The following is an 11895-nucleotide window of genomic DNA, read 5'->3' as shown; positions in this document are numbered from 1 at the left end:
TATGTCGTCATATGCCACATCGTGTCCGCGCTGGGGCATCATCTGTCGCGCCCTTGGAGCACGTCATGCCCCTCGCCGAGCCGGACATCGTCCGGCGGCTGGAGAGCCGTCAGCCGTCCGCATATCTGCTGGCCTCCCTGAGGGGCGTCGGCCAGGTCGACTTCCAGTCGAGTCTGCTCACCGGGGCGGCGATCCTCGCCGGACTCTGGGTGGCGGGCTGGGAGACCGGCCTGTTCGCCACGCTCGGCACCCTGATCGCGACGGCGACCGCCTACGCGCTCGCCGTCGACCGGGGCAGCATCGCGCTCGGCCTCCAGGGATTCGCCGGCTGCCTCACCGGTATCGCCCTGGTCTCCTCGCTGGGCCACCACCCCGCCACGTACGTCCTCACCGTGGTCGGCGCCGTCATGAGCACCATCCTCATGGCGACCCTCGCCACTTTCCTCACCCCGTACCGGCTCACCCCCATGACCGCGCCGTTCTGCCTGGTCTCCGGCGTGATGGTGGTCGGAGCCCCGTCCTTCGCCCGTGTCTGGAACGGGGCGCCCAAGGCGGTCTCCAGCACCACCAGCGGGGACACGGCCATGTCGTGGAACGCCCTGTGGCACGCGTTCTTCAACAACGTCTCGCAGATCTTCCTGGTCGAGAGCTGGTACGTCGGCCTGATCATGCTCGTCGGCCTGGCCCTGGCCTCCCTGCGCGTGGTGCTCTACGCCGCCGCCGGAAGCGTGGCCGGGATTTTCGCCGCCTGGCTCCTCGGCGCGCCCACCGCGCTGATCGCCAACGGCATCTACGGCTACAACGCGGTGCTCGTCGCCATCGCCCTGGGCGCCGTCTTCATGGCCAACACCGTCTGGACGGGCGTCTACGCCCTCTTCGGCGCGGCCGCCAGCACCGGGCTCACCGCCTCGCTGACCTCCTTCTTCAAACCTTTCGGCGGCCACACCTTCACCTGGCCCTTCATCCTCACCACCTGGGCCCTGCTGGCCGCCGTGCCGCTCCTGCCCCGTCTGCGCCGGAGCGACTGACCGCACCGGACCCGCCCCCTCCCGCCCGTACACCCGAGGAAGGTACTGACGATGAACCTCGCCCCCCGCGAGATCGACAAACTGCTGGTCTACGTCGTGGCCGATCTGGCCCGCAAACGCCAGAGCCGCGGACTCAAGCTCAACTACAGCGAATCGGTGGCGCTGATCACCGAGGCGATCCTCGAAGCGGCCCGCGACGGCAAGAGCGTCGCCGACTGCATGGAGCTGGGCCGCCATGTCGTGGGCGAGGCCGACACCATGGACGGCGTACGGGAGATGCTCGGCCTGCTCCAGGTCGAGGCGTCCTTCGTGGACGGGACCAAGCTGGTGTCCTGCCACGACCCCATCGGCGGCTGACCGTGGCCGAACGCGGCGCCGTCATCGCCGTCCGCGGCCACGAGGCCGGGGACGGGAGCGCCCTGGACGGCCTCGCGGCCGACGGGGTGAACGTCGTCCCCGCCGGACGCGCCCTGTTCCGGACCGTCACCGCCCGAGGCCGCCGCGGCGAGGAGACCGTCGTCGTCCCCATGACGCTGGGCCGGGAGCCCGGACTCGTCGCGGAGACCGCCCGCACCCTGCGCGCGGTCCCGCCCGGCGAGCGGGGCACCGTCCTGCTCGCCGCGCCCTTCGGTACCGCCCAGCACCTCGTGGGCTGGCTGCGCGCGGCGGCGGGACGGGTGGAGGAGAGCGCGGCGCTGCTGGTCACCGCCCCGGCGGGGGACCCGTTCGAGGACGCCGAACTCCACCGCGTCGCCGCCCTGGTGCGCCGCCACGGCCGGCCGGGCCTCGTCGAAGTGGCGTTCTCCGGCGGCGACCCGGATCCGGCCGAGGGAGTCCGGCGGTGCCGGCTGCTCGGCGCGCGGCGGGTGACGCTGCTGCCGGCCGCGTTCGCGCTGCCGGAGGTGCCGGGGGCGGACGGGCCGGTGCCGGTGGACCTGGCCGGTCCGCTGCTCTCGCTGCAGGCGCTGCGCCGGGTGCTCGCGGAACGGGTGTCCGACGCCCGGCGGCGGTGGCGGGACCACGGCGACGACGGCATCGCCGCCGGTCTGACCGCCGCCGACGACCACGGCCACTCCCATACGCACCCGCCCGGCGAGGGCCACGACCACGGCCACGGACACGCGCACGGCCACCCGCACCCGCATCCCCCGGACGACGCGCACGGCCACGGCCCGCACGGACCGGGGCACCTGCACCCGCACCACCATCACCCGTCCGCCGCTGGCGCGGACCGAGCCATCGGGAGCATCGCATGACGTTCCGTCAGAAATATCTGTACGGCAAGGACCCCATCGAGCTGAACGCGGGCCGCCGCACCCTCAAGGTCACGGTGAGCAACACCGGTGACCGGGCGGTGCAGGTCGGTTCGCACTACCACTTCTTCGAGGTCAACTCGGCCCTGGCGTTCGACCGCCAGGAGACGCTCGGCATGCACCTCAACATCGCCGCCGGCACCTCCGTGCGGTTCGAGCCCGGAGGTTCGCGCGAGGTCGAGCTCTGCGCGTACGCCGGAACCGGCCGCCTCGTCGGCTTCAGCGGGCTGCTCAACGGCAGCCTCGCCTCCCACCCGGCCCGGCTCGAGGCCGTCCGCAAGGCGATCGAGCAGGGCTTCGAGGGCGCCGCGGACACCGGGGCGGGCGGCACGTCCGGCAAGGGCGCCAAGGGTGCGCAGGGTTCCAAGGGTTCGCAGGACCCCAAGGGTTCGCAGGGCTCCAAGTCCGCCAAGGCCGCCAAGGAAAAGAAGAAGGGTTCGCGCTGATGCCCATCCTCCCGCGCAAGCAGTACACCGACATGTTCGGCCCGACGGTCGGCGACCGCTTCCAGCTCGCCGACACCAACCTCGTCGTCGAGGTCGAGAAGGACTACAGCGAGGGACTGTACGGCGACGAGGTCGTCTACGGCGGCGGCAAGACCATGCGCGACGGCATGGCCGCCGACCCGCAGGCCACCGCCGCGCAGGGCGCCCTGGACACCGTCATCACCAATGTGGTCGTCATCGACCCGATGGTCGGCGTCGTCAAGTGCGACATCGGGATCAAGGACGGCTTCATCGTCGGCATCGGCAAGTCCGGCAACCCGCAGACCCAGAACAACGTCGACCCGGACCTCGTCATCGGCCCCGGCACCGAGGCCATCGCGGGCGAGCACCTGATCGCCACGGCGGGCGCCATCGACACCCACGTCCACCTGATCGCCCCGCAACAGGCCGAGCAGGCGCTGACCAACGGCATCACCACGCTCATCGGCGGCGGCACCGGACCCTCCGACGGCTCCAACGGCACCACCTGCACCCCCGGCCCGTACAACATCGCCAAGCTCCTCCAGGCCGCGGAGACCCTGCCGGTCAACCTCGGGATCATGGGCAAGGGCAACGGCAGCCTCCCGGGCGCCCTCAACGAGCAGGTGGAGGCCGGGGCCTGCGGGCTCAAGGTGCACGAGGACTGGGGCGCCACCCCGGCCGTCATCGACAACGCGCTGAACGTCGCCGACGCCCATGACGTCCAGGTCTCCATCCACACCGACAGCCTCAACGAGAGCGGCTTCTTCGAGGACACCCGGTCCGCGATCGACGGCCGGGCCATCCACACCTTCCACAGCGAGGGCGCGGGCGGCGGCCACGCCCCCGACATCCTGCGGATCGCCGGCGAGCCCAACGTCCTGCCGTCCTCGACCAACCCGACGCTGCCGTACACCAAGAACTCCGTCGACGAACTCCTCGACATGGTGATGGTCTGCCACCACCTCAGCCACGACATCCCCGAGGACGTCTCCTTCGCGGACAGCCGGGTCAGGGCCGAGACGATCGCCGCCGAATCGGTGCTCCACGACCTCGGCGTGATCAGCATCGTCTCCTCCGACTCCCAGGCCATGGGCCGCGTCGGCGAGTCCTTCACCCGCTGCTTCCAGATCGCGCACCACTGCAAGGACAAGCTCGGCGTGCTGGAGGGCGACTCCGAGCGCAACGACAACGAGCGGGTGCTGCGCTACCTCGCCAAGGTCACCATCAACCCGGCCATCGCCTCCGGCATCGCCGACCACGTGGGGTCCATCGAGAAGGGCAAGCTCGCCGACATCGTGCTCTGGCCCATCCACTCCTTCGCCGCCAAGCCGAAGATGGTGATCAAGGGCGGCATCATCTCCTGGGCGCAGATGGGCGACCCCAACGCCTCGCTGCCCACCCCGCAGCCGGTGATCTACCGGCCGATGTTCGGCCAGTACGGCAAGGCCCACCAGGCCACGCACGCCACCTTCATGTCGCAGGCGGGCATCGCCGCCGGGGTTCCCGAGGCGCTCGGCCTGGAGCGCAAGGTCCTCCCGGTGCGCCGCACCCGGACCATCGGCAAGCACAACATGGTCCGCAACGACGCCCTGCCGGACATCCAGGTCGACCCGGAGACCTTCAAGGTCACGCTCAACGGCAAGGTCGCCACCATCGACCCGGCCGAGACGCTGCCCCTCAACCACCTCTACTTCCTGGTCTAGGGGCGATGTACCGCAACGAGAGCGAAGCCCGCGAGGAGGCCGTCACCGTGACCGGTGGCGGCACCGGCGCGGGCCTCGGGCCCCTGCTGGTCAGCCTCCAGCTGACCGACTCCGCCTTCCCCAGCGGCTTCTACACGCTGTCGCACAGCCTGGAGGGGTACGCCCAGGCCGGGGCCGTCGACGCCGCGAGCCTGCCGGACCTCCTGAACGACCTGCTGCTCCACGGCGTCGGCCCCGCCGACGCCACCGCGCTGGCGCTCGCCCACCGCGCGACGGCGGCGGGCGAGCCGGACGCCGTCGTCCGCGTCGACCACCATCTGCTGGCCACCAAACTGGGCCGGGAGATGCGCCAGGCGGCCACCCGGACCGGACGCCAGCTCCTCGACCTGGGCAGCGAGGTCTTCGACCGCCCCGAGATCGCCGCCTACTTCGCCCGCGTCACGGGCGGCGAGGCACCGGGCACCCAGGCGGTGGCCGCCGGAGTCATCTACGCGGCGACCGGCGTCCCGGCCCGGCAGGCCGTCGCCGCCGATCTGTTCGCCTTCTGCGTCAGCTTCGCGGGTGCCGCGCTGCGGCTGCGGCTGACCGACCACCGTACGGCGCAGACCCTGCTGCGCGGCGCGGCCCCCGTCATCGAGGAGACCGTCGAGGCGGCCCTGCGCCGCGACCTCGACGACCTCGGTGCCACCGTCTTCGCCTCCGACGTCATGTCCGGCCGCCACGAGCGCGCCGAGGCCCGGCTCTTCGCGAGCTGACACCCCACACCCCGAAGGAGCACCATGGACGACAACGTACTGCGGGTCGGCATCGGCGGACCGGTCGGCTCCGGCAAGACCGCCCTCATCGAGGCGCTGGTCCCCGTCCTGATCGAGCGCGGCCACCGCCCCGCCGTCATCACCAACGACATCTACACCCAGGAGGACGCCCAGCACGTCCGCCGGACCCTGGCCGGCGTGCTCGAACCCGAGCGGGTCGTCGGCGTCGAGACGGGCGCCTGCCCGCACACCGCCGTACGGGACGACCCCACGATGAACCTGGCGGCCGGCGCCGAGATGCTGGAGCGCTTCGGGGACGTCGACACCCTGCTCTACGAGTCCGGCGGCGACAACCTCACCCTGACGTTCAGCCCCGCCCTCGTCGACCTCTTCCTCTTCGTACTGGACACCGCCGAGGGCGAGAAGATGCCCCGCAAGCGCGGCCCCGGCATCACCGAATCCGATCTCCTCGTCATCAACAAGATCGACATCGCGCAGTACGTCCGCACGGACATCGGCGTCATGGAGTCCGACGCCCACCGCGTCCGCGGCGAGCGCCCCGTCGTCCTCACCGACTGCCTGACCGGCGTCGGCATCGACGACATCGCGGTCTTCCTGGAGTCGCGCCGCAAGGTGCTGATCTGACATGACGCTCGCCCCGCACCGGCCCCGCGCCGACCGCCTCGCCGAGGACTACTACACCCCCGTCCGCGTCCCCCCGGAGGTGGCGTCCCTGGCCTCCGTGCCGGACACGCTCGCCCCCGGCTCCCCGGCCAAGGTGGGCATCCTCGACCTGGCCTTCGCGGTGCGGGGCGAGCGCACCGAACTCGTCGAGCGCTACCAGAAGACCCCGCTCCAGATCATGCGGCCGCTGTGGATCGACCCCGCGCGCCCCGGCATGAGCTACGTCTACATGATGGCGACCGGCGGCGGGATCGCCCAGGCGGACCGCTACCGGATGGACTTCCGCTGCGGCCCGGACACCGAGGTCCACCTCACCACCCAGGCCGCCACCAAGATCTTCCGCATGGAGCACGACTACGCGAGCCAGCGGGTGCATCTGACGGCGGAGGCCGGGAGTTACGTCGAATACCTGCCCGACCCGCTGATCCCGTTCCGGGACGCGCGCTTCTACCAGCGCACCGAGGTCACCGTGGCCCCGGGCGCCACCGTCGTCCTCGGTGAGACCGTCACCGCGGGCCGCCTCGCCCGGGGCGAGCGCCACGCCTACCGGGTGCTCGCCACCGATCTGCGCATCGCCCGGCCGGACGGCGCGCTCCTCGCCCTGGACACCCTGCGGCTCGCCCCCGGGCACGACGGCGCGGGCGTGGTGGGCCCCGGGGTCTTCGCCGGCCGCGACCACGTGGCCACGCTCTACGCGGTGACCGACCGCGTGCCGGCCGCCGCGCTGGCCGACGCCCTGCACGAGGCGCTCGACGGGCTCGGCGTGCTCCACGGGGTGAGCGTGCTGCCCCACGACTGCGGCGCCTGGGCGCGGGTCCTGGACGACAGCCCGGTCCTGGTCGCCGCCGCGCAGCGAGCCGCCCACCAGGCCGTACGCCGGCTGCTCACCGGCCACCCCGCACCCGACCTGCGCAAACCGTAGCCCGCCCCGCCCCCACGACCCGAGGGATCCGCCGATGAACACCGCTCCCGCGCCGATGCCGGCCGCGTACGACTCCGGCGACACCGCCTGGCTGCTGGCCTCCACCGCCATGGTGCTGCTGATGACGCCCGGTCTCGCGTTCTTCTACGGCGGCATGGTGCGCACCCGTCAGGTGCTCATGATGATCAAGATGAGCTTCGCCGCGCTGGCGTTCGGCACGCTCGTCTGGTGGGTCATCGGCTACACCCTGGCCTTCGGTCCCGACGTCGGGGGCGCCGGACTCATCGGCAACCTCGATCACGTCTTCATGCACGACATCGGGCTCACGACCCTCACGGGCCACATCCCCACCTACGTCTACAGCACCTTCCAGATGGGCTTCGCCGTCATCACCGTGGCCCTGGTCAGCGGCTCCATCGCCGACCGCGCCACGATGAGGGGCTGGCTGGTCTTCGTCGTGCTCTGGCTGCTCATCGTGTACATCCCCATCGCCCACTGGGTGTTCGACCCCGATGGCTGGATCGTGAAGCACCTCGGCGCCCTCGACTTCGCCGGGGGGCTCCCGGTGGAGCTCAACTCGGGCGTCGCCGGACTGGCCGTCGCGCTGGTGCTGCGGGCGCCGCGCGACTTCGCCCGCCGCGAGGAGCGCCCGAACAACATCCCGCTGGTGGTCATCGGTGTCGGGCTGCTGTGGTTCGGCTGGTTCGGCTTCAACTCCGGTTCCGCGCTCAGCGACCAGGGCACCGCCGCCGCGGCCTTCATCAACACCCAGCTCGGCGCCGCCGGCGCCATGATCACCTGGCCCCTGGTGGAGAAGTGGCGCACCGGCCGGGTCACCACCATGGGCGTCGTCTCCTCGGCGGTGGCCGGCATGGTCGCGATCACCCCGGCCTGCGGCGAGATCAACACCCTCGGGGCCGTCATCACCGGTCTCGTCGTCGGCGCGGTGTGCGCCTTCGCCATCACCCTCAAGTTCCGCTTCAACGTGGACGACACCCTCGACGTGGTCGGGGTGCACGGCGTCGGCGGGCTGATCGGCCTGATCATGGTCGGCCTCTTCGCCACCGCGCGCATCAGCGGCAAGAAGGGCCTCTTCTACGGCGGCGGCTGGGGACTCCTCGGCAAACAGCTCGTCGCCATCGTCTCGGTGATCGCCTTCTCGTTCCTCCTCACCTGGATCATCGCCAAGGTGGTGGACCTGACCGTCGGCTTCCGCGCCAAGGAGGAGTACGCGAACGTCCCCGGCGAGGAGGCGGAGCGGGCGTACGACTTCCAGACCGCGGAGCGGCTGGGCGCGCTGGTCTCCGGCGCCCGGGTCAGCAGCGACGACGAACTCGTCAAGCAGATCAGCCGGCTGCTGCGCGCCCGCGACGCGGACCGTTGAGGCGTGTCCGGTGGATCATGGGCGGAGCCATAAGCGGACTGCCGCTGCGGTGACGGTGCCATGGAAGACGTAGGCCCTCTTGTCGTGATGGGTGGCGACCGCACGGAGTTCTTGAGTCGGTTGATGGTCCGCTCGACCTGGTTGCGGCGCCGGTAGCGCTCGCGGTCGAAGCCGGCGGGTCTGCCGCCCGCGCTGCCTCTGCGCCGGCGGTTGGCCCGTTGGTCTTTCGGCTCGGGGATCGTGTGCCGGATGTGTCGTCTTCGCAGGTAGCGGCGATTCGACGGGAGCTGTATGCCTGTCGCCACTGACGTGATCGGGCCTCGTCCGGGGCCGCCCGACCAGTCGGCGGGGAACCCTGATCCGCTCCATGACCTCGATCATGTGCGGGGCATCACCCCACTGACTTGGAGGCCATGGGCCGGCAGCCGCCTTCACCGGCAAGGTGGATCTTGGAGGTCAGACCGCCCCGGGACCGCCCGAGTCCCTCATCGGGGCGGTGGTGCCGGGGCGTCGTCCTCCTTTCGGAACCCGCGGCCTGGCCTTGCGGGGGCCGGCCGCGTGCTGGTGGACCCGGCAGGACGTCGAGTCGACGCCGACCATGCCCCGGTCGATCAGCCCGGCAAGGTCGGCGTCGGCCTGGACCGCCCGCAGGAGGCGGCGGGCCCAGGTGCCGTCCGCCGGCCAGCGGCGATGCCGTTCATAGACGGTCTTCCACGATCCGTAGCGTTCCGGCAGGTCACGCCAGGGAATACCGGCTCTGGACCACGAAGTACATCGACGCGATCGGGAGCACGACCCGCTTACGGGGTTGCCTTGGGGGGCAGTGTCCAGCCGTCTTCGGAGCGGATGGCCGTCGTGATGCGCCGGCTGATGTCGCGCAGTTGCCGCGTCTGGGCAGCGGTCAGGGAATCAAAGACCAGCCGGTTGACGGTGGCCTCGTGCCCGGGGGCGGCCTGTTCGACTTTCCGCTCGCCGGCGTCGGTGAGGATGGCGAGAGTGAAGCGACCGTCGGTCGGGTCGGGCGCCCGGCGTATCCAGTCCTTCGTCTCCAGGCGGGCCACCGCGCGCGAGAGGCGAGACAGAGAGCTGTTGGAGTAGCCGGCCAGGGTGCTCATCCGCAGGGTGCGGTCATCGGCATGGGCAAGCGCGAACATCACGCCGTATTCGAAGTGCGTCAGCGCGGCGTCCCGCTGCAACTGCGTGTCGAGGGCAGCCGGTAGCCATTCCAGGACGGTGGCCAGGGCTGACCAGGTTTCGAGGTCGTCGCTGCTGAGTCGTGACATGGCACCAGCCTACCTCGGATGACTTGACTGAGAAAGTCATCCCGTTCTAGTTTTACTTGCTCAGGAAAGTCAATGCGGCCCGTACGGCACCACAGGAACGAGAAGATTCATGGACCTGCGACTGAAAGACAAGACCGCCTTCGTCAGCGGTTCCACACAAGGCATCGGCTTCGCCGTAGCGCGCGCACTGCTCGGTGAGGGCGCCACGGTGGTCATCAACGGGCGCAGCGAGAGCGGCGTCCAGGACGCCCTGCGGCGGCTCCGCGCCGAACTGCCGGACGCGGAAGTCTCCGGACGGGTCGCCGACTTCAGCGATGCCGCTCAGGTCCAGGATCTGCTGGGATCACTGGGTGATCTCGACATCCTCGTCAACAACGTCGGTCTCTTCGGGCTCGACCGCTTCGAGGTTGTCTCCGATGACGAGTGGCAGCGCTACTTCGACGTCAACGTCATGAGCGGCGTCCGGCTCTCGCGCCAGTTCCTGTCAGGCATGCTCGACAGGAACTGGGGCCGCATCATCTTCATCAGCAGCGAATCGGGCGTGAACATCCCCGCCGACATGGTGCACTACGGAGTGACGAAGGCGGCGATGATCGCCCTTGGCAACGGCCTCTCCAAGCTGACGCGGGGAACCGAGGTCACCGTCAACACGATCCTCGGCGGCCCCACCTACTCGGACGGCGTCGCAGACGCCGTCGCCGGCATCGCCCAGTCCCGGAACATGCCGGCCGACGAGATGAAGGCCGCGATCATCGGCGCCAACCAGACCACGCTCCTGCAACGCTTCATCGAACCGTCCGAGATCGCGCAGCTCGCGCTCTACCTGGCCAGCCCGCTGTCGGCAGCCACCAACGGAGCCGCGCTGCGAGCCGACGGGGGCGTTCTGACGGCAATGGTCTAGGGCCTGTCCGGCGGATCATGTGACGTTCCGGCCGGCCGGCCGTTCGTTGGTTGGGTCATGGATCTGGGGGATCTGTCGAATCGCGTGTGGTCGCGACGGGAGCCGCATCTGCCTTCGCCGGGTGGCCGGGGCGGCCGGTGGAACGATCACCGGACCGTGCTCAACGGGATTCTGTTCCGGGTCCGCACCGGTATTCCCTGGCGTGATCTGCCGGAACACTACGGATCGTGGAAGACCGTCTATGAACGGCATCGCCGCTGGCCGGCGGACGGCACCTGGGCCCGCCTCCTGCGGGCGGTCCAGGCCGACGCCGACCTTGCCGGGCTGATCGACCGGGGCATGGTCGGCGTCGACTCGACGACCTGCCGGGTCAACCAGCACGCGGCCGGCGCCCGCAAGGCCAGGCCGTGGGTTCCAAAAAAGGACGACGCCCTGACCGAGACCGGCCGCCTGCGCCTGGCCCGTTGTGTGGTCGAGGAGGGCTGGCCGCTGCGCCGAGCCGCCGAACGCTTCCAGGTCTCACCGACCACAGCCCGGCGGTGGGCTGCCTGCTACCGGCACGCCGGCGCAGCGGGCATGTCCGACCGACCCTCACGTCCTCGTCACAGTCCCGGGCGGACCCCGACCCGCACCGAGCGGCGCATCATCAAGGTTCGTGTCCTGCGGCGCTGGTGCCCGGCCCGCATTGCCCACCACCTGCGACTGGTGCCCTCGACCGTGCACCGGGTCCTGACCCGGTTCGGGCTGGCCCGTCTGACCCATCTGGACCGTGCGACCGGCCGGAACATACGCCGCTACGAACGCGAGAAGCCCGGCGAACTGGTGCATGTGGACATCAAGAAGCTCGGCAACATCCCCGACGGCGGCGGCCACAAGGTGCTGGGCCGCAGGCCGGCCGCAAGACCCGCAAGAACGCCGGCTACAGCTACATCCGCACCGCCGTCGATGACCATTCCCGCCTCGCCTGCAGCGAGATCCACGCCGACGAGAGGAAGGAGACCGCCACCGCCTTCTGGCAGCGGGCCCACGCCTACTTCACCAGCGTCGGAATCACCGTCGAACGCGTCCTGACCGACAACGGCTCCTGCTACAAGTCCCACACCTGGCGCGACACCCTGGCAGCGGCCGGGATCACCCACGAGCGAACCCGGCCCTACCGGCCGCAGACCAACGGCAAGGTCGAACGCCTCAACCGCACCCTGCTCGACGAATGGGCCTACGCCCGCCCCTACCAACCGGAGCAGGAGCGACGCGACGCGTTCCCCGGCTGACTGCACACCTGCAATCACCCCTGCGGACACACCGCACTCGCAGGCAAACCACCCGCCAGCCGCGTCCCCAACCTCACAGGGCAATGCACCTAGTACTCCAGTCTGACTTCGCGATCTTGCTGGTGGACCCGGCTGGAAACGGGTACGGCCACCGCGTGATCATCGGGGGTTGTGTGGACTCCTG

At 70.5% G+C, this 11895-nt stretch carries 11 protein-coding genes and 3 pseudogenes; 12 read left to right on the top strand and 2 right to left on the bottom strand.

Going from position 1 to position 11895, the window contains the following annotated elements; translation table 11 throughout:
• Positions 1 to 65 precede the first annotated feature (65 nt).
• The 9 genes from ACWCXC_RS07810 to ACWCXC_RS07770 are packed head-to-tail and all read left to right on the top strand — an operon-like array spanning position 66 to position 8256.
• Positions 66 to 1028: an urea transporter gene (locus ACWCXC_RS07810; RefSeq protein ID WP_450887292.1), complete on the top strand. Its 963-nt coding sequence runs from the start codon at positions 66 to 68 to the stop codon at positions 1026 to 1028.
• 51 nt (positions 1029 to 1079) lie between these two features.
• On the top strand, positions 1080 to 1385 hold the full coding sequence (locus ACWCXC_RS07805; protein WP_383635527.1) for an urease subunit gamma: 306 nt from the start codon (positions 1080 to 1082) through the stop codon (positions 1383 to 1385).
• Positions 1386 to 1387: 2 nt separating this feature from the next.
• The gene (locus ACWCXC_RS07800; RefSeq protein ID WP_450887290.1) at positions 1388 to 2284 is read left to right on the top strand and encodes a sirohydrochlorin chelatase; all 897 of its coding nucleotides are present in this window, start codon (positions 1388 to 1390) and stop codon (positions 2282 to 2284) included.
• On the top strand, positions 2281 to 2787 hold the full coding sequence (locus ACWCXC_RS07795) for an urease subunit beta (protein WP_450686230.1): 507 nt from the start codon (positions 2281 to 2283) through the stop codon (positions 2785 to 2787). The genes ACWCXC_RS07800 and ACWCXC_RS07795 overlap by 4 nt, the downstream gene beginning before the upstream one ends.
• On the top strand, positions 2787 to 4511 hold the full coding sequence (gene ureC / locus ACWCXC_RS07790) for an urease subunit alpha (protein ID WP_450686231.1): 1725 nt from the start codon (positions 2787 to 2789) through the stop codon (positions 4509 to 4511). The genes ACWCXC_RS07795 and ureC overlap by 1 nt, the downstream gene beginning before the upstream one ends.
• A 5-nt stretch (positions 4512 to 4516) precedes the next feature.
• Positions 4517 to 5266, top strand: a complete 750-nt coding sequence (locus tag ACWCXC_RS07785) for an urease accessory protein UreF (protein WP_450887288.1) — start codon at positions 4517 to 4519, stop codon at positions 5264 to 5266.
• Between the two features lie 24 nt (positions 5267 to 5290).
• Entirely contained in the window at positions 5291 to 5911 is a 621-nt protein-coding gene (gene ureG, locus ACWCXC_RS07780; RefSeq protein WP_450887286.1) for an urease accessory protein UreG, read from the top strand.
• A 1-nt stretch (position 5912) separates the two neighbouring features.
• Positions 5913 to 6872 carry an urease accessory protein UreD gene (locus ACWCXC_RS07775; RefSeq protein ID WP_450887284.1) on the top strand — a complete coding sequence of 320 codons (960 nt, stop codon included), beginning with the start codon at positions 5913 to 5915 and terminating at the stop codon, positions 6870 to 6872.
• 34 nt (positions 6873 to 6906) lie between these two features.
• On the top strand, positions 6907 to 8256 hold the full coding sequence (locus tag ACWCXC_RS07770; protein WP_450887282.1) for an ammonium transporter: 1350 nt from the start codon (positions 6907 to 6909) through the stop codon (positions 8254 to 8256).
• Positions 8257 to 8271: 15 nt separating this feature from the next.
• On the opposite strand, the pseudogene ACWCXC_RS07765 reads toward ACWCXC_RS07770, so the two are convergent.
• A pseudogene (locus tag ACWCXC_RS07765) lies at positions 8272 to 9154 on the bottom strand (IS5 family transposase).
• Complete coding sequence (locus ACWCXC_RS07760) at positions 9057 to 9539, bottom strand: MarR family winged helix-turn-helix transcriptional regulator (protein WP_450685946.1); 483 nt, start codon at positions 9537 to 9539, stop codon at positions 9057 to 9059. The pseudogene ACWCXC_RS07765 and the gene ACWCXC_RS07760 overlap by 98 nt, the downstream one beginning before the upstream one ends.
• 109 nt (positions 9540 to 9648) lie before the next feature.
• On the opposite strand from ACWCXC_RS07760, the gene ACWCXC_RS07755 reads away from it, so the two are divergent.
• The 3 genes and pseudogenes from ACWCXC_RS07755 to ACWCXC_RS07745 all read left to right on the top strand — a co-directional run bounded on the left by ACWCXC_RS07755 (position 9649) and on the right by ACWCXC_RS07745 (position 11804).
• Positions 9649 to 10440, top strand: coding sequence for an SDR family NAD(P)-dependent oxidoreductase (locus ACWCXC_RS07755; RefSeq protein WP_450685945.1), 792 nt, complete (start codon positions 9649 to 9651; stop codon positions 10438 to 10440).
• Between the two features lie 57 nt (positions 10441 to 10497).
• Positions 10498 to 10925: pseudogene (locus tag ACWCXC_RS07750) on the top strand (IS5 family transposase); the annotation flags it as partial.
• Positions 10873 to 11804, top strand: a pseudogene (locus ACWCXC_RS07745) (IS481 family transposase). The pseudogenes ACWCXC_RS07750 and ACWCXC_RS07745, both read left to right, overlap by 53 nt.
• Positions 11805 to 11895: the final 91 nt, after the last annotated feature.

It is taken from the genome of Streptomyces sp. NPDC001515 (assembly GCF_053597115.1).
Note: the sequence above shows the minus strand (reverse complement) of the source record. Positions and strands in the feature narration are given on the sequence as shown.